Source organism: Candidatus Rhabdochlamydia sp. W815 (assembly GCF_018642185.1).
GTDB lineage: Bacteria > Chlamydiota > Chlamydiia > Chlamydiales > Rhabdochlamydiaceae > Rhabdochlamydia > Rhabdochlamydia oedothoracis.
The window spans coordinates 1-16,896 of the sequence record NZ_JAAVTY010000020.1 but is presented as its reverse complement, the minus strand read 5'-3'; the positions used below and the strand labels follow the sequence as shown (position 1 = coordinate 16,896).

At 37.4% G+C, this 16,896-nt stretch carries 27 protein-coding genes, 1 tRNA gene and 3 pseudogenes; 2 read left to right on the top strand and 29 right to left on the bottom strand.

From position 1 onward, the window contains the following. Window positions 1-216, top strand: a pseudogene (locus tag RHOW815_RS02660) (transposase); the annotation flags it as partial. On the opposite strand, the gene RHOW815_RS02655 reads toward RHOW815_RS02660, so the two are convergent. The 28 genes from RHOW815_RS02655 to RHOW815_RS02520 form a co-directional block, all read right to left on the bottom strand. Then, entirely contained in the window at window positions 180-389 is a 210-nt protein-coding gene (locus tag RHOW815_RS02655; protein ID WP_215216822.1) for a hypothetical protein, read from the bottom strand. The pseudogene RHOW815_RS02660 and the gene RHOW815_RS02655 sit on opposite strands and share 37 nt — an antisense overlap. Before the next feature lie 12 nt (window positions 390-401). Next, window positions 402-484, bottom strand: a tRNA-Leu gene (locus RHOW815_RS02650). 83 nt (window positions 485-567) lie between these two features. Next, complete coding sequence (locus tag RHOW815_RS02645; RefSeq protein ID WP_215216819.1) at window positions 568-1,389, bottom strand: hypothetical protein; 822 nt, start codon at window positions 1,387-1,389, stop codon at window positions 568-570. A gap of 18 nt (window positions 1,390-1,407) precedes the next feature. Further along, on the bottom strand, window positions 1,408-2,427 hold the full coding sequence (gene gap / locus RHOW815_RS02640) for a type I glyceraldehyde-3-phosphate dehydrogenase (protein ID WP_215216818.1): 1,020 nt from the start codon (window positions 2,425-2,427) through the stop codon (window positions 1,408-1,410). A gap of 180 nt (window positions 2,428-2,607) precedes the next feature. Next, the gene (gene rplQ, locus RHOW815_RS02635) at window positions 2,608-3,033 is read right to left on the bottom strand and encodes a 50S ribosomal protein L17 (protein ID WP_215216817.1); all 426 of its coding nucleotides are present in this window, start codon (window positions 3,031-3,033) and stop codon (window positions 2,608-2,610) included. Next, complete coding sequence (locus RHOW815_RS02630) at window positions 3,030-4,133, bottom strand: DNA-directed RNA polymerase subunit alpha (RefSeq protein ID WP_215216816.1); 1,104 nt, start codon at window positions 4,131-4,133, stop codon at window positions 3,030-3,032. Before RHOW815_RS02630 ends, rplQ begins: the two co-directional genes overlap by 4 nt. Window positions 4,134-4,216: 83 nt before the next feature. Beyond that, window positions 4,217-4,615 (bottom strand): 30S ribosomal protein S11, encoded by a 399-nt coding sequence (rpsK, locus tag RHOW815_RS02625; protein ID WP_215216821.1) that lies wholly within the window; start codon window positions 4,613-4,615, stop codon window positions 4,217-4,219. Between the two features lie 40 nt (window positions 4,616-4,655). Continuing rightward, complete coding sequence (gene rpsM, locus RHOW815_RS02620; protein ID WP_215216815.1) at window positions 4,656-5,024, bottom strand: 30S ribosomal protein S13; 369 nt, start codon at window positions 5,022-5,024, stop codon at window positions 4,656-4,658. A gap of 100 nt (window positions 5,025-5,124) precedes the next feature. Continuing rightward, window positions 5,125-6,495, bottom strand: a complete 1,371-nt coding sequence (gene secY / locus RHOW815_RS02615) for a preprotein translocase subunit SecY (protein WP_350339701.1) — start codon at window positions 6,493-6,495, stop codon at window positions 5,125-5,127. A 21-nt stretch (window positions 6,496-6,516) separates the two neighbouring features. Beyond that, entirely contained in the window at window positions 6,517-6,975 is a 459-nt protein-coding gene (rplO, locus tag RHOW815_RS02610; protein ID WP_215216813.1) for a 50S ribosomal protein L15, read from the bottom strand. Next, window positions 6,972-7,469: a 30S ribosomal protein S5 gene (gene rpsE / locus RHOW815_RS02605; protein ID WP_215216812.1), complete on the bottom strand. Its 498-nt coding sequence runs from the start codon at window positions 7,467-7,469 to the stop codon at window positions 6,972-6,974. Before rpsE ends, rplO begins: the two co-directional genes overlap by 4 nt. A 15-nt stretch (window positions 7,470-7,484) precedes the next feature. Continuing rightward, complete coding sequence (gene rplR / locus RHOW815_RS02600) at window positions 7,485-7,856, bottom strand: 50S ribosomal protein L18 (protein WP_215216811.1); 372 nt, start codon at window positions 7,854-7,856, stop codon at window positions 7,485-7,487. 18 nt (window positions 7,857-7,874) lie between these two features. Next, on the bottom strand, window positions 7,875-8,426 hold the full coding sequence (rplF, locus tag RHOW815_RS02595; protein ID WP_215216810.1) for a 50S ribosomal protein L6: 552 nt from the start codon (window positions 8,424-8,426) through the stop codon (window positions 7,875-7,877). Between the two features lie 20 nt (window positions 8,427-8,446). Further along, complete coding sequence (gene rpsH / locus RHOW815_RS02590) at window positions 8,447-8,839, bottom strand: 30S ribosomal protein S8 (protein WP_194845551.1); 393 nt, start codon at window positions 8,837-8,839, stop codon at window positions 8,447-8,449. 21 nt (window positions 8,840-8,860) lie between these two features. After that, the gene (rplE, locus tag RHOW815_RS02585; protein WP_215216809.1) at window positions 8,861-9,403 is read right to left on the bottom strand and encodes a 50S ribosomal protein L5; all 543 of its coding nucleotides are present in this window, start codon (window positions 9,401-9,403) and stop codon (window positions 8,861-8,863) included. A gap of 14 nt (window positions 9,404-9,417) precedes the next feature. Beyond that, window positions 9,418-9,750, bottom strand: a complete 333-nt coding sequence (rplX, locus tag RHOW815_RS02580) for a 50S ribosomal protein L24 (protein WP_215216808.1) — start codon at window positions 9,748-9,750, stop codon at window positions 9,418-9,420. Window positions 9,751-9,760: 10 nt separating this feature from the next. Further along, window positions 9,761-10,132 (bottom strand): 50S ribosomal protein L14, encoded by a 372-nt coding sequence (gene rplN / locus RHOW815_RS02575; protein WP_215216807.1) that lies wholly within the window; start codon window positions 10,130-10,132, stop codon window positions 9,761-9,763. Between the two features lie 39 nt (window positions 10,133-10,171). Continuing rightward, window positions 10,172-10,435, bottom strand: coding sequence for a 30S ribosomal protein S17 (gene rpsQ / locus RHOW815_RS02570; protein ID WP_215216806.1), 264 nt, complete (start codon window positions 10,433-10,435; stop codon window positions 10,172-10,174). Window positions 10,436-10,448: 13 nt separating this feature from the next. Then, on the bottom strand, window positions 10,449-10,646 hold the full coding sequence (gene rpmC, locus RHOW815_RS02565) for a 50S ribosomal protein L29 (protein ID WP_215216805.1): 198 nt from the start codon (window positions 10,644-10,646) through the stop codon (window positions 10,449-10,451). Window positions 10,647-10,661: 15 nt separating this feature from the next. Continuing rightward, window positions 10,662-11,081, bottom strand: a complete 420-nt coding sequence (gene rplP / locus RHOW815_RS02560) for a 50S ribosomal protein L16 (protein WP_215216804.1) — start codon at window positions 11,079-11,081, stop codon at window positions 10,662-10,664. A 1-nt stretch (window position 11,082) separates the two neighbouring features. Continuing rightward, entirely contained in the window at window positions 11,083-11,736 is a 654-nt protein-coding gene (gene rpsC, locus RHOW815_RS02555) for a 30S ribosomal protein S3 (protein WP_215216803.1), read from the bottom strand. A 10-nt stretch (window positions 11,737-11,746) separates the two neighbouring features. Beyond that, a complete protein-coding gene (rplV, locus tag RHOW815_RS02550) occupies window positions 11,747-12,082 on the bottom strand; it encodes a 50S ribosomal protein L22 (protein WP_215216802.1) in 336 nt (111 codons plus the stop codon). Between the two features lie 6 nt (window positions 12,083-12,088). Further along, window positions 12,089-12,391, bottom strand: a complete 303-nt coding sequence (rpsS, locus tag RHOW815_RS02545; RefSeq protein ID WP_215216801.1) for a 30S ribosomal protein S19 — start codon at window positions 12,389-12,391, stop codon at window positions 12,089-12,091. 20 nt (window positions 12,392-12,411) lie between these two features. After that, a complete protein-coding gene (gene rplB / locus RHOW815_RS02540; RefSeq protein WP_215216800.1) occupies window positions 12,412-13,233 on the bottom strand; it encodes a 50S ribosomal protein L2 in 822 nt (273 codons plus the stop codon). A 22-nt stretch (window positions 13,234-13,255) separates the two neighbouring features. Then, window positions 13,256-13,594 (bottom strand): 50S ribosomal protein L23, encoded by a 339-nt coding sequence (gene rplW, locus RHOW815_RS02535; protein WP_215216799.1) that lies wholly within the window; start codon window positions 13,592-13,594, stop codon window positions 13,256-13,258. A gap of 2 nt (window positions 13,595-13,596) precedes the next feature. Beyond that, entirely contained in the window at window positions 13,597-14,220 is a 624-nt protein-coding gene (gene rplD / locus RHOW815_RS02530) for a 50S ribosomal protein L4 (RefSeq protein ID WP_434062180.1), read from the bottom strand. 61 nt (window positions 14,221-14,281) lie between these two features. After that, the gene (gene rplC, locus RHOW815_RS02525) at window positions 14,282-14,926 is read right to left on the bottom strand and encodes a 50S ribosomal protein L3 (protein ID WP_215216797.1); all 645 of its coding nucleotides are present in this window, start codon (window positions 14,924-14,926) and stop codon (window positions 14,282-14,284) included. 533 nt (window positions 14,927-15,459) lie between these two features. Next, window positions 15,460-15,789: a hypothetical protein gene (locus tag RHOW815_RS02520; RefSeq protein ID WP_215216796.1), complete on the bottom strand. Its 330-nt coding sequence runs from the start codon at window positions 15,787-15,789 to the stop codon at window positions 15,460-15,462. Between the two features lie 105 nt (window positions 15,790-15,894). On the opposite strand from RHOW815_RS02520, the pseudogene RHOW815_RS08480 reads away from it, so the two are divergent. Beyond that, window positions 15,895-16,213: pseudogene (locus tag RHOW815_RS08480) on the top strand (IS481 family transposase); the annotation flags it as partial. A 235-nt stretch (window positions 16,214-16,448) separates the two neighbouring features. Here the strand turns inward: RHOW815_RS08480 and RHOW815_RS02510 are convergent. Beyond that, a pseudogene (locus RHOW815_RS02510) lies at window positions 16,449-16,724 on the bottom strand (transposase); the annotation flags it as partial. Window positions 16,725-16,896: the final 172 nt, after the last annotated feature.

The following is a 16,896-nucleotide window of genomic DNA, read 5'->3' as shown; positions in this document are numbered from 1 at the left end:
TGGTTGGCGAGGTCAGAAAAAGCAGTGGTCGGAAAGAGAAAACAAGCTTTGTAATTATTGATGCTCAAAGTGTTAAAAATACTGATACAGCGGAGAAGATAAGGATATGATGCAGGGGAAAAAATATCAGGAATAAAAAGACATATAGCAGTCGATACCCAAGGGCTCCCTCATGCGATTCACATTACCACTGCTAATATCACTGACAGAAATGGGTGTGCTGATGGCGTATAACATATTCCAAAGCGGTCTTTGGCAAAATTGACAACTTGTTTAGCTGAACTGGGAGATTCTTCTTTTACATAGATTTTTAGTTGTTTAAGCTGGCCTTGATTGAGCCGGCATGCCTTTCCTGCATAGTTCAAATTCAGCAATGCTTCCTTTGCCACCTTATATCAAATTGCTCGGAACAGGAGTCGAACCTGCACGCCCTTGCGAGCAAGGGATTTTAAGTCCCTAGTGTCTACCATTCCACCATCCGAGCCAAGCGATGAGGCTCATGAGCTTACTGGAGTATTTAAAAAAAAAGCAAGAAAAAAGGCTCTTAAATTTTTAAGAGCCTTCATATCAGAATAAAAAATCGGTTTTGATATTTTCTGTAAAAGTAGGAGGGTTAAGAATAGAGCGACTAAAAGCAGTCCCTTCTGAACCTGGATCTTTATCTGAATCCTCTTCTTCTTTTTTCTCTTCTACTTTTGATTCTACTTGTTGCTCAAGAATTTCTTCGTGAGTGATAATCTCTTCTTTTTTTTCTAGAAGAGATTGTCCTAAGTCTTTATCTTTATAACGGCTAAGCAGGGTTTCTGAAATAAGTATCGGAGGAGGAGAAATAAGCATAGGTGATGGGATTTTTTCTTCATCTGTTCCTTTTTGCTCTTCTTTTGACTCGCTCGATTCTTTTTCAGAACTATCTGCTCTGCGAGAGCGTTGTTCTTGTTGTTCATCGGTATGACGACGACGACGACGGCGATGGCGATCTCGACGCTTATCCGCACGCACTTCTTCTGTTGTAGATTCAACAGTTTCTAAAGCAGAGGATTCCTCTACTACAGATGCTAACTCTTTTTCAGGAGTAGGAGTTTCTTTAGCAGGAGCACGCGTATTTTCACGACCTCCTCCAATTTTAATGGAACGCTCATGGTTTACATTTTTCAATGCAATGCGCGCTTCGCGTACTTCTAAAATCTCATAATCTCCTGTAGGCACTAAAAATGCTTTAGGCTTTTCTAGAGAACGGAAAAAGAAAGCCCGACCAAAAGAGACAACTTCCACTGCATCAACGTAATATTCTTCTGCCTTTTCTCCTTTAGTATTACGCACGAGAAGCTTATAGCCCTCTTCTCTAGGAGAAATAATTGTTTCAATCGTTGGTTCTCGAGTAAAATGCACGTATCTTATTCCATGTTATTAGCTTAAGGTTTCTTTGGATACCATATATCGCAGCAAATCTACGACTCGATGTGAGTATCCCATTTCATTATCATACCAAGCAATTAATTTATAAAAATGAGAATTTAATTTTATTCCCGCATGTCTATCAAAAATACAAGAAGAGGGATGACCAATAAAGTCAGAAGAAACAACATCTTCATCACAATAGGTGACAATGCCCTTCATAGGTCCTCTTGCTTCTTTTTGAATAACAGCACAGATTTCTTCATATGATGTAGCTTTGGTAAGCCTTACTGTAAGATCGACAACAGAAACATCAATTACAGGAACGCGTAATGCCATACCTGTTAATTTGCCTTTTACTTCAGGCAAACAAAGCGCTACTGCTTTTGCTGCACCCGTAGATGAAGGAATAATGTTTATACTTGCAGCTCGTCCCCCTCGTCGATCTTTTCTAGAAGGGCTATCTACTGTATGCTGTGTAGCTGTCATAGCATGTACAGTGGTCATCAAACCTTCTTCTATCCCAAAATGATCGAGTAGTATTTTTGTTAAAGGTGCTAAACAGTTCGTTGTACAAGAGGCATTAGAAACAATAAAATCCTTCTGTGGATTATAATTTTCTTGATTAACCCCCATTACAAAAGTAGGAACTTCTCCTTTTGCAGGAGCAGAAATAATAACTCTTTTAGCGCCAGCCTTTCTATGTTTATTCGCTGACTCTAAATCGGTAAAGTAACCTGTTGATTCAATCACATAATCTACTTTTAAATCTTTCCAGGGAAGTTTTTCAGGCTCTCTCTCAGAGAGAGCTAAAATCTTTTTTTTATTTACGTTTATATGCTTATCGTCTGCTGTAACACAGTGAGGAAATGTGTGGTGCACAGAATCATACTTTAATAAGTAAGCTAGATCTTCGGGTGGGACAAGATCGTTGATTGCAACAACGTCGATATCTGGACACTTTTCACTGATAATCCTTAGCATAAGACGACCAATTCTTCCAAACCCATTAATACCAACTCGAATTGACATGTATTCCTCCTTATCGAGTCTTCGTTTTATATATCAAAACAGCCTCAAGATTAATCCATAAGGTTGTATATCTACAAGGCTTAAGATTTCTTAGAAAATATAAGAATATATATTTAGAAATTTGAAAAACAATCTCTAAAAAAGCATCTATGGATAGACACTTTTTTAGATCAAATAAATTTATTCGGAAAGGTACTCAATATAACAGAGAGAAGCTCCATCACCTACACGATATCCTTCTTTTAGAACGCGTGTAAATCCGCCATTTCGATTAGCAAATCTTTTTGCAAGCTCATCAAGCTTGCCCATTACTCTACGATCTATGTTATAAGAAGAAGTATCTCCTGCTTTAGCAGCTCTTGCTTCCTTTGTGGTTAATGAGTTATAACGAATCATTAAATCCCCAACTATCTTGCGCTTATTAGCCAAAGCATTTGATTTAGCTAAAGTTACAACGTGGTCTGCATGTCTTTTAAGCTCGGAAGCTTTGCGCTCTGTTGTTTTAATTCGACCATGTACAATTAAAGACTTAACCATATTAGCAATCATACAGCGGCGATGGCTTGCAGTTCGCCCTATTTTAAAGGTGTGTTTGCGATGTCTCATGTTTGATGACCTACCTTTTTACTTAAGTATTCCTGTACAACTTCTTTGACGTTATCCTTATGAAGATCCATCCCAAGGTCTTCTTTAGTCATTCCTAGCCAAAGACCCATTCCTTTTAGTTTATCTTTAATTTCATTTAGAGATTTCTTTCCAAAATTTCTAAATCTCAAAAGCTCAGGTTCTGGCATGACAACCAGCTCTGCAATTGTATCAATACAAGCTAAAGAAAGACAATTACTTGAACGTACAGAAAGCTCAATTTCATTAATTTTTAATGCAAGCTTAGCCATCAGAGCATCTTTATCCGTATTGAGTTTAATTTCTCCCTGATCAAAACTTAAGATGTCTACATTTAATTCATCAAAAACTTCAAAATGTAAAATCCCAATTTGCGTTGCAAAAGTGAGTGCTTCTTCAGGAGAAATACGCCCATCTGTATTCACTTCCAAAATTAAACGATCAAAATCTGTATCTTGACCTACGCGTGTATTTTCCACAAAGTAATTTACCAATCTTACAGGAGAAAAAGCGGAATCCAATAAAATTTCATCCACTACGTTTTCTTGTATCGGATGCCTTTCAGCAGGTACATATCCACGACCAATTGCTATTTTTAAATCAATTTTACGCATCATTGGTTTAGTGACTGTAAAAATCACCAACTCTGGATTGAATATGTCAAACTCAGACTCTTCTAACAAATCGTGTAGAGTTACTGCATATTGACCATTGTTTTTTTCAAGCATTTCTGGCGTAACATCCAGCATTTTAGAAATCTGCTTTAATTCACGAGACTCTAGCTCATCATCTATTGGTAATTTGCGTAAAAGAGCACTTTTAAAATTTAACACAATTGTTGTCATATCTTCTATTACGCCATCAATCGCCATATACTCATGGGGGACATCTTCGATACGCACAGAAACAATAGCAGGAGCTTCTAAGGAGCTGAGCATGATTCTGCGCAAAGCATTCCCAACAGTGTGTCCAAAACCTCTCTCAAACGGCTCTGCAATAAAACGAGCAAATGTCTTAGAACGGCTCGCTTCATCAAGCTTAATCTTTGACGGCAACTCAAACTTGCCATATTTAATGGCCATGATCAAACTCCTGAAAATTTCTAGTTCTTCTTTAAATACCGATAAAATCAGTATTATTTATATTTTTATAGCAAAAACCGGGTTTATACCCTTCGTCTTTTAGGTGCACGGCATCCGTTGTGAGATATAGGGGTTACATCTCTAATAAACGTAACTTCTAATCCACCACCGCGTAATCCTTTTACAGCAGATTCCCTTCCAGTACCAGGCCCACAAAGGTTTACTTCCACTTCTTTCATCCCGCTAATTGTAATTGCTCGCTTTGCAGCATCTTCTGCTGCCATATTTGCTGCAAAAGCAGATGATTTACGAGAACCTGTATATCCAACTCTACCAGCAGAAGAAGCAGTAATTGTATTACCCGCTAAATCGGTGATAGAAATAATTGTATTACTAAAGGTTGCTGAAACATGAGCAATGCCTGATGAAACATTGCGATGCGTCTTTTTTTTATTTTTAACAATGGTTGGTTTTTTAACCATTACCTTACGGGTATCTTGTTTAGCCAAAGTTCAATCTCCTCTATTTCTTTTTGTTCGCTACTGTTTTTCTCTTTCCTTTTCTAGTACGCGCATTAGAGCGTGTACGCTGGCCACGAACAGGAAGACCTAAACGATGACGCATTCCTCGATAGCAATGAATGCTAATCAATCTTTTAATATTTCCTTGAACTTGGCGACGAAGATCCCCTTCAACTATGTAGTCGGATTGCAATTTAGCATTAATTTTTGCAATTTCATCTTGTGTTAAACGATGTGCTCTCATATTAGGATCTAGTCCTAGTTCCTTGCAAATTCCTTTTGATGTCTCGCGACCAACACCATAAACATACGTCAAGCTAATTTCTAGCCGCTTGTTATCTGGGATATCGACTCCAATTACTCTAGGCATGAAACAAATTCCTTTTTTAAACAATTATCTGAGGCAGATTATCAGATCTTTTATTTATTCACAATATTGACCTGTTATCTTAATTCGACTAAAAAAACTTCTATATTCCTTTTAGCCGACTTCTCTTCATAAACCCTTCATAGCGTTTCATTAATAAGTGGGATTCTATTTGCTTAGAGGTGTCTAGAATAACACCTACGAGAATGAGCAAAGAAGTCCCTCCAAAAAAATATGTGATACTAGCGTCCACGTGTAGTAGCTTTCCAATAATTGTTGGTAAAATTGCAATCATTGAAAGAAAAATAGCTCCTGCAAACGTAATTCTATTCATCGTTAATTCCAAGTAATCTTGAGTAAATCTTCCTTGCTTAATCCCAGGAATAAAAGCCCCGTTCTTTTTCATATCAGACGCGATTTGTTCTGGGTGAAACTGGGTTGCCGTCCAAAAGTACGTGAAAAAAATAATCAGCATTACAAAGATAAACATATATAGCCAACTCCCTGGTGAAATAGCATTTGCGCATTTCCCAACCCAAGAATTAGCGCCTATAAATTGCCCAATCGTAGCAGGAAACATTAACAATGAAGAGGCAAAAATTACAGGAATCACTCCAGCATAGTTTATTTTCAAAGGAATATATGCATTCCCCCCCCCTTGCACTTCATGTCTTCCTACAACTCGTCTAGCATATTGAAGAGGAATCTTTCTTTGACCCTGAATAATTAAAATAGTTCCTACTATAATAAGAACAAAAACAACAGATAAAATAACTAATGAAGAAAATGTAAGCTGCCCTGGCTCTTGAGAATCTAAATTGAGCTGACGTATTACAGAACCCAAAGTACTTGGCAGAGAAGAAAGAATCCCAACAGTAATAATTAAGCTAATTCCATTACCAATCCCTTTTTCCGTAATCTGCTCGCCAATCCACATCAAAAGAATGGTTCCAGTGGTCATGGTTGTCATTATAATTAAATAAAACAACCAAGGAATTCCTAAAAATTGCACATCCATAACCTCGCTTGCAATAATGCCAGGCGTTCCTGCATTTAATTGCACAGCAAATCTTCCAAATACCCCTGATTGAAAAAACGCTAAAAACAAAGTAAGAGTACGTGTCCAGCGTCCTAATTTGCGCTTCCCGCTTTCTGGATTTTCTTTAATTTCCCTTTGCATAGTAGGAACAAGCGCCATCACTAACTGCATAATGATCGAAGAGGATATGTAAGGCATAACCCCTAAAGCAATCACAGTCATTTGAGCAAAAGCTCCTCCAGAAAATATATCCATTAGTTGGAAAAGATTTTGGCTACCACCTGCTGTGCTACGAAAAAGCTGCACAGCTAATTCTCCATTAATACCTGGCACAGGTATATAAGAACCTATGCGACAGGCAATTAACATAAGAAGAGTAAAAAAAATCTTTTTTCTAAGATCAGGTATAACAAGCAATTTAGCTATTTTTGCAATCATTTTATATCTAACGTTCCATTAGCTTGTTATTTTTTGATAAGAAATACCCTGTTTCTTCAACTTCTCTTCTGTTGCTTGAGAAAAGAAGCGCGCTTCAATGCTAACTTTTTTAGTTAGCTCTCCATTGGATAAGATTTTTAATCCTCCAGAGACTCTGCGAGGGGCAATGCCTTTCTCTTGCAGCGTATTTAAGCTAACTACTTCTCCATCTTGGTATAGCTTGTCGATCATTTGGAGATTAATTGCAAACACATAAGAGGTAAAACGCCCATTGGTAAAACCTCGAGTAGGTAACTTTTTATATAAAGGAATTTGCCCTCCTTCATGTCCAAAGCGGTATTTATAACCTTGACGAGCCTTATCACCTTTATTACCACGACCACAGGTCTTTCCTCTTTTCGAACCAACACCTCGTCCTACTCTTTGCACTTTTTTCTTGGGTCTGTGAGTGTTAGCTAATTGCGATAAAGTCATCATGATGCTAAACCTCTATTTACTAGATTTTTTTGACGATTTACAAGACCTTCCAAAGCGGTTAATGTTGCTTGCACTTGATTCAAAGGATTATTAGAGCCATAGATCTTTGCAATTACATCTTTTATTCCAGCAAGCTCTAGCACAGAACGAACCTTTGAACCTGCAATAACACCTGTTCCATCTCGAGCTGGCTTTAGTAGAACTGTGCAACCATCCCAATCTACTAAAACTTCATGCGGAATTGTAGACCCTTCCATTTCAAATGTAAAGATATTTTTACGAGCAGATTCTGTTGCTTTGCGAATAGCGTCTGATACTTCATTTGCTTTAGCAAAGCCAAAACCAATTCTACCTTGTCTATCGCCTACAAGAACTAGTGCAGAAAAGCTAAACTTCTTTCCGCCTTTTACTGCTTTACAACAGCGGTTAACGTACAGAACCTTGTCTTCAAATTCCGTTCCAAATTCTTCAGCGCGTCTTTTATTTTGTTCCATGTTACATCCCTTAACTTAAAATTGTAACCCTGACTGACGTGCAGCATCTGCAAGTTCTGCTAGCAACCCATGATATTTATGATGGCCGCGATCGAATACAACGAATTGAATATTTTTTTGTTTAGCGGCATTCGCTAATAAAATACCCACTTCCCGTGCAGCTTGTTTACTTTTTTTGCCCAAATTCTTTTGACGTAAAAGCGGCGTATACGTGCTTGCGCTTACAAGAGTGATCCCTTTTTTGTCATCGATTAACTGTGCACAAATGTGTTTCAGCGATTTAAATACAGAAAGTCGAGGCTTATCGCTAGAGCCGCGCACTTGTTTTCTGATACGCAAACTTCGCCTTTTTCTTTTTGTATTTCGACTTTGCAATTCATTAAGCATAAAAGCTCTACCTTAAAATTAACCTGTTTTTCCCTTTGCTGCTTTACCAGCCTTTTTACGTACATGCTCTTTCTCATAGCGGATTCCCTTGCCTTTATAAGGTTCAGGTTTTTTTTCTGCGCGTATTTCAGCAGCAAAATGCCCTACGAGAAACTTGCTTATTCCTTCAATAATGATTAATACCCCTTTTTCCACTGTTATTTTAATTCCTTCAGGAATCAAAAGTTCTGTGGGATGAGAGCGCCCAATTTGCAAATCGAGCATATTTTCTTTAATTTGAGCACGATACCCAACACCTTCTAACTTCAATCGTTTTTCAAATCCCGTGCTTACACCTGTGATCATATTATTGATCAAAGCTCTAGCTAAACCATAATCTTTATTGTGTACTTCTATTTGCTCATCTTTTAAAACAAACAAATGATCATTTTCTATTTTCACCAAAATCCCTTTAATTGCAGGAATGGATAATTCACCTTTAGGACCTTTTACTTGAACTTGTCCGTTTTGGATCTTAATATCTATTTTTTTCCCGGCAAGTGAGATTGGCATTTTCCCAAGACGTGACATATAAATTACCTCTTCTTAAATTACCAAACCACACATAATAACTCACCGCCAAGTCGATCCCTTCGAGCGGCTTTACCATCGCGAATACCTTTAGAAGTAGACACAATTGCAACTCCCATTCCACCGTAAACAATTGGAATTTCAAGATAACCAACGTACTGCCTTGCAGAAGGAGAAGACATGCGCTTTAAACCCTTTAACACAGGTTCTCTTCCGTTAGCATATTTTAAAAAAAGCCTTGCTTCTCTTTTTTCTTCATTGACAAGACACTCACCAACAAATCCATTTTCTTGCAATACTTTTATAACTGCTAGTTTTACTTTACTGGGTCTAAAAATGACAAAGCGATGACGAGCACTTTTTGCATTGCGAATTCTTGTTAGCAAATCTGCAATTGGATCACTTAATGACATGATTTTTTCTCTCCCTCACCTTTATTCTGCTGTTTTAAATGGAAGTCCAAGTGATGTTAATAGCTCAAGACACTCTTCATCAGTTTCTGCGGACGTCACAAATGTGATATTCATTCCTTGCGTTCTCTTTATCTCATCTAAAATAACCTCTGGAAAAATCTGCTGCTCTTGAATCCCTAAAGAATAACTTCCTCTACCATCGCACTTAGGGTTAAAGCCGCGAAAATCTCGAATACGAGGAGAAACAATGTGACAAAAACGATCAAGGAAATCATACATCCTCTGCCTTCTAAGAGTAACCTTTACTCCAATTGGTTGATCTTCACGTAGCTTAAAATTAGCAATTGCTCGACGTGATTTTGTCAAAATCGGCTTCTGTCCTGATAACAATGCCATTTCCTTGACGCAAGCTTGCATCGCATTTTTATCTTTAGAAGCTTCCGCTATCCCCATGCTAATTACAATTTTCTTTAGCTGAGGAATAAGCATTAAGTTGGAATACTTAAACTTGTTTTGCAGTTCTTTTTTTACAACTTCTTTATAGCGTTTATGTAATCTAGACATTGTTTATCTTCTACTTATGAATGTTTTTTAACCTGGCGAAATTTAATTTGCTTATCCCCTTCCAAATAAAATAACTCTTTAGCTCCATCAGCTGCAAAGCGCACTTTGACCTTCACTGGCTGATTTTCTTTATTGCATAAAGAGACATTGGAAATATGAATAGGCGTTTCAATTTCTATAATCCCAGCACCCGGAGCTTTCGTTTGACGCTTAGCATGCTTCTTACGAAGATTCACCCCTTGCACTAAGATTCGCTCTTTATTTCGAGAAATCACTTCACCCGACTTTCCTTTGTCGTTGCCTGAAATGACAACAACAATGTCACCTTTCTTAATCCACTTACTCATAGATTCTCCCTTAAATCACTTCTGGTGCTAACGAGGTAATTTTAATATAACCTCTTTCACGCACTTCACGTGCAATAGGACCAAAAATACGCGTTCCTTGAGGATTTCCCTTGTCATCGATAATTACGCAGCTATTATCAAAAAAGGATAGTTGGCTTCCATCTTTACGAGAAATGCTACTGCATGTTCTAACAATAACAGCTTTAACTACTTTGCCCTTTTTAACAGTTCCTTTAGGATCAGATTCTTTTACAGCGCAAATAATTACATCGCCTACACCTGCACGAGGACGCTTAGAACCTTTTTTTATAATTCTAAAACAACGCACACGCTTAGCACCGGTGTTATCTGCTACTTCTAATTCGGTTTCTTCTTGAATCATGGCCTTTGTATTCCTAGTAATTTATGCATCTGTTTTTCATCAAAGCACTTGCAATACACGCCATCTTTTCAATTTTGAAAGAGGGCGCGTTTCAATAATTTTTACAAGCTTTCCGATCTCAACTTCTTCTTCTTCAACATGAGCGTAATAGATTTTACCGCGTGTAATCACCTTATTAAAATTAGGGTGCTTAAATGTACGATCTACACGAACCTTAACGGTCTTTTGCATTTTGTTAGAAACAACTACACCTTCTCTAACTTTACGCTTTGTGTTACATTTTTGATCTGCTTGTTTTTCCATTCTTTACCTACGTTTATGCCTTTTTCTCTTGAAGGACTGTCAAGACTCTTGCTCTATCTCTTTTTTTTAATCGAATTAAATGAGGTTTTTCCAATTTACGTGTTGTCTTTAACTCATTGCGCAACTCGAAAATCTCTTTAGATAAATCGGCATAAAGAGCTTGTAATTCTTCTTTTGATTGATCTCTTAATTCTTTTGCTTTTTTTGGCATTTGTAAAACCTTATTTTATACTCGCTCTACTCGTTCAACAAATCTAGTACGAAGTCCTAATTTAGCTGCCGCTTTTTTTAATGCATCTTGGGCATCTGTTTTAGATACTCCAGCTACTTCAAACAATATTCTACCAGGTTGAACAACCGCTATCCAATGATCTACTGCACCTTTTCCTTTTCCCATACGAGTTTCAGCTGGCTTTCTAGTTACAGGCTTATGCGGAAAAATTCGAATCCAAACTTGGCCACGGCGCTGAAAATGTCGATTAATGGCAACTCTACAAGCTTCAATTTGATTAGCTTTTATGTCGCCTCTTTCGAGAACTTTCATCCCAAATTCACCGAATTCTACAAAATTACCACTTTTACTTAAGCCGGAACGACTTCCTTTTTGAGTTTTTCTATATTTTGTACGAGCTGGCATTTGGGCCATGTTAGCCTCCTACTACTTTTGATCGATTTATCTCGTCTTCGCCTTTATTAATGCACACTTTGATTCCAATAGAACCATAAGTGGTTTCCGCTCTGGCTGTTGCATAATCAATATCAGCTCGCAGTGTATGCAAAGGAACACTTCCTAATATATACCACTCTACACGAGCGATTTCAGCACCACCAATACGTCCTGAAATTTGCACTTTAATTCCAATAGCTCCTGCATCCATAGTAGCTTGCATAGCCTTTTTCATAATTCTTCTAAAAGGGATTCGGCGCTCTAACTGTCTCGCTATATTTTCAGCTACAAGTTGCGCTTCAAGATCTGGTCTTTTAATTTCTTCAACTTCGATCCAAATCTCTTTTCCTGTTAACTTTCTAAGTTCTTGCTTCAAGATATCGAGTTCTGCAGCTTTTTTTCCAATAACCAAGCCTGGGCGCGCTGTATAAATAGTCACCTCTACTTTACCACTCATTCTTCTAATAACGATTCTAGAAGTACCTACGCAACAGGACTTTTTCATCAAGTGCTTACGAATCCTATCATCCTCTCCTAGTAAATCACCAAACTCTTGTTTGTTGGCATACCAAAGAGAACGCCATCTCTTATTTCTAATTAATCTAAACCCAATCGGCGATGTCTTTTGACCCATTATTTCCCCTCTATTCAGCAGCAACAGCTATTGTAAAATGACTAGTTCTTTTCATAATTGGATGGCTTCCACCTCTATTTTTTGGCTTGGCACGCTTTAAAACAGGGCCCACATCCACTCTCACTTCTTTTACAATTAAATCGCGCCTTTGAACTTGTAACTGTGTTTCTGCATTAGCAACTGCAGAGTTTAACGTCTTTTGCAGAAGCATTCCTGCTTTTAATTTACAAAAACGCAATTGTATTACAGCCTCCTCAACTTTGAGACCTCTAATTAAATCAGCGGCTAAACGCGCTTTTCTTGGACTAATTCGCACATAATTTGTTTTCGCATAAGCTTGTGGCATAAATTCTTAACCTCTTCCTGAAGTTGCAGATTTAGAACTATCTGTACTTTTTTTCGATCCATGTCCTTTAAACACTCTCGTCGGTGCAAATTCACCAAGGCGATGACCTACCATATTATCGGACACGAAAACACTAATAAACCTCTTTCCATTGTGAACATCAAAAGTATGTCCAATCATTTCAGGAAGAATCATGGATCGTCGTGACCATGTTTTGATAGGATTTTTTTTGCCATTTTTATTTTGTACACTTACTTTGTCTAACAAGTGATGGTCTACAAACGGCCCTTTTTTTAGCGATCTTCCCATATAAGCTTCAAACTCCCAATCTATTTCCTACGGTCTTTAACGATCATTTTACTAGATTTCTTCTTAGAACGCGTGCGGCGTCCCTTAGTATCTTTTGCCCATGGGGTTTGTGGAAGGTATCCATTATGTTTACCCTCTCCTCCTCCATGCGGGTGATCCACCGGGTTCATTGCTGTTCCTCGAACAGTTGGACGAATTCCTCTCCAGCGAGAGCGTCCTGCTTTTCCCTCAACACGTAAATTCCTTTCTGGATTGGAAACAGCCCCAAAAGTAGCTCTACAATTTTCATGAATGAGCCTTACTTCTCCAGATGGCATTTTTAAGTTCACATATCCATTATCGGCTTTTGCCATTAATTGAGCAGAAAGACCTGCTGAACGCACAAGCTGACCACCTCGCCCCGGATAGAGTTCAATATTATGAACAACCGATCCAAGAGGCATATGCTTTAGACGCATACAAAAACCCACATCAAATCGCCCTTGATCATTTGTTGCTATTACAGCACCTATTTTTAATCCCTGTGGAGCTAAAATATAACGCTTTTCTCCATCAAAATAGTTCAATAGAGCAATAGCAGCTGTTCGATTAGGATCGTATTCAATAGACGCTACTTTAGCAGGTATGTTTTCTTTATCTCTTTTAAAGTCAACAATGCGATAAAAACGCTTATGACCACCGCCTTTATGCCTACAAGTAATGTGACCATGGTGGTTACGGCCATTTGTTCTTTTTTTCTTTTCAATTAAAGACTTTTCAGGCTTTACACAGCTTAAAGCTTCTTGCTTGGTTAAAACAAGATGACGCTGCCCTGCTGTAGTGGGTCGAAATTTTTTTAACATAGTGATTCCAAGGCTCCTTAGCTTAACCTTTATCCTCAATATTATCCCCTGGCTCTAAGGAAACAATGGCTTTTTTAAAACCTGCTTTTTTTCCTAGACGTCCTCTTACACGCTTCGCTTTGGGCTTAATAGTAATTGTATTCACAGATGTAACTTTAATTTTTTTATCGATGTAAATCTTTTCAAGAGCTTGCTTGATCTCTTGTTTATTCGCTTTTTTTGCAACTAAAAAAACATACTTCGGAGTTTTACATTTCCTAACAGAAGGATTACTCTCATTGGATTGTAATTTTTCCATAACTAGTGCTTTTTCTGTTATATGACGAGATAATATAACATCGTAAGGACTCTTTTTTAACATAATTAACCCTGTCCTCCCAATAGAACTTTTAACTGATCTACAGCCGAATTCATCACAATCAGATGTTGATTAGCAATTACGTCATATCCATTTACAATAGTTAATGGAAGAAATCTCAATCCAAGAATATTACGAGCACTTAAAAATAGCGTATGATATTTTTCTAGCAATATAGTGCTCTGTCCTTCATCACCGCTCTCAGCTAAAAAAATAATCTTTTTATTTTCTAAATCTCTTGCCTTTAAAAATTGCACAACTTGTTTTGTTTGCGGCTTATTCATTTCTGCAAATTGCAAAACATGCAGAGAATCATTCAATACTTTTTCAATCAACAATTGACGAATGACAGCACGCTTCTCTTTTTTGTTCATTTTTACGTGCTGATCAAATTTTGGCCTAGGAGCATGAACACGCCCTCCTCCTTTATACTGAGGAGCACCCAAATAACCCTGCCTTGCTCTACCAGTACCCTTTTGAGGATGAGGTTTTTTACCGCTATGATTTACCTCTGCTCTTGTTTTTGTATTTGCGGACCACTGACGAGCGTTTGCGCGCAGAGCTGTAACATAATCTTTAATCATTTGCGTATTTGCAGCTGGACTGAGTAGTTCATCATCGATTTCAATTTTTCCTACTTCTTTACCAGATAAATTATATTCCTTTAGATAGGCCACGACTATAACTCCCTTACGCTTTCTTTTTTGCTTTTGAGATATAAACTAATCCATTGCGCGGCCCTGGAACAGCGCCCCCGACAAGGATAACATTCTTTTCTAAATCGACTTTTACTACACGCAAATTCTGCGTGGTTACCATTTCGTTTCCCATTCGACCCGACTTTTTTTGTCCTGGCAAACAACGACCTGGCGTAGAACGCATACCAGTTGAACCACCATGACGATGAAACCCAGAACCATGAGAAGCAGGGCCGCCTGCAAAATTATGACGTTTCATAACCCCTTGATGACCTTTACCTTTCGAAATACCAGAAATATCTACGTAGCTAATCTCATTAAAATAGCTTACATTAAGCTCTTGAGCCACTTGAAAGTCTTCTACATTCTCTACTCTAGATTCTTTTAAAGAAGATCTTGGCTCTATTTTTGCTTTTGCAAAATGGCCTTGTAGTGGTTTAGAAACATTTTTAACCTTTGAAGGTTTAACCTTATAAGCCGCTAGCTGAACAGCATTATAGCCATCTTTGCCTTGGCTACTTTTAATTTGAGCTATGACATTAGGCTCTACCAAAATCACTGTGCAAACAATTTGATTACCTTGAGCATCAAATCGCATTGTCATTCCTTTTTTCTTTCCCTGAAATTTTAAAGTCATACTTTTTCCTTATTATACAGATTATCGCCGCGAGTGATCTCTTTTAAAGGCACTGTTATAAACAGTAACATCAGAATGAGAGGTGTCTGACAGCAACAAGGAGTATACGCGCTTATGAATGCTTTGTACTTTCTTGCTCTTTAAGCCTTTAATTGCGGCTTAAGCAAGGAGGCTACCAAAAAGCTGATTTTTTCCTCAACGTCTTTTTTACATTCTTTGCTTTTTATCTAGGCAATAGCCAAGAAATGATGAGCAAAGAGAAAATAAACCCTAAAACAAAGAGCAAAAAGCCCCATTCCCTAAGTTTCAATCTTTTTCTCTTAAGATCCATAAGCAAATCCATTTTCTTTTAAGGAAAATTTTCCCTTATTGAGAAGAGAGCACATTGTTATCATATAGATGAGCAGAAATTTTTAAAACTAAAATACAACTACATTAACGCAAGTATTGAACCATCTAACTTCTTGAAGTTCTTTTTAAGCACTCCTAAAGAAATTTTTACGGATATTTCCGCTATTTTAAGCAAAGAGATCCTACATTTTTCTAGGATGACAACTTAAGGCGTAATGCAAATAACCTTGATACCTCTCCTGAAAAAGATAGAACACTTGAGTAAAAAGGTAAAAAACTTCATTTACTTTTTCTAGTCGCTTTTGCAGATCGGAAGAAAGAGAAATTAAAACGGCTAGCTTCTTAGCATCATTGAGCAACTCTACTCCACTTAAAAGCTCTTCTCCCACATCATAAACATCTAATGCCCTTTCATGATATTTCTGCTGAGGCAAAAAACACTTAGATGCTTGAACCTCTAAAAAAAGAGCATCCAAACCCAGCCAAGATGGATCGGTATTGATTGACGGCAATTTATGCCTTTTTTGAAAACATTCCTAAATATCGGGAAGAACTGCAGCCTCTTTTATCTAGGAAATTTTGCTTAGTTAAATCTTAATTTAAAAACAAACGAGTATAACGGCATCCAATTTACCCATAGGCAACAAGATTTATATGCTTTTACACACATTTTCGATCGAGTATGTGATGAAAACCAGATAGAGCATCGGTTAACAAAAGTAAACCACGAAAAGATACCACTACCAAACCCATCAGCAGTTAAAAGAGCATTTATATAATTTTTTAAATGCCTATAACTTTGCGAAAAGATTGAAAGCTGTAAAGGGATTGACACCATTTGAGCATACTATCAAAAGTTGGCAAAAAAAACCAAAAAATTTTAGAATTAACCCAATCCATCACACTTTGGGACTAAACATCTTAAAGAAGGGCTAAATAGACTTTTTAGTATCCTCATTTGCATTCGAATTAAGATTTTGAATATATAAATATTTTTACACAAAAGATAACACGTTTTTCAAAAAAACCCTAGTTATGCAATTCTTAGATCTGAAATCAAACCAGTATATTTCTATAAAAAATCATACTTAATTTAATATTAGCGCTCTATCTTATTTATTTTATTAAATCGACTCTATATTAATAGCGCCACAGCTTTCTTAAGTTAGCTCTAAGAGCCTGTTTGAAATCTTTTCAAAAGTAGAGCAATAAAAGCAAGAACCACCATATTCAGGCTTGTATGTAGTTTTCTTTCGCAATTTTTCCATAGCCTGCGACATTTTTCTATCCACGCAAAAGAACGCTCTACAACCCATCTTTTGGGAATAACTGTAAAAGTATGAAGTGTATTTCTTTTGGCTATTTGTACTATACATCCTAATATCTCCTGCACACTCTTTGCAAATTTTTCTCCAGAATATCCTCCATCTGCTAAAACATTTTTTACACCGAACAACGGAAGCATGTCTTTAACCAAGAAATCGTTCTCTCAACGACCCAACGTTGCTTTTCAAGGTAGCAACTGCCTTTTATCTTATATCCCTTAGTGTTTCTTTTCCGAGCTATCAGAGGAAAAACCTCATGGGAAAGAACATCGATACGTGTTTGCTCTGAGTCAT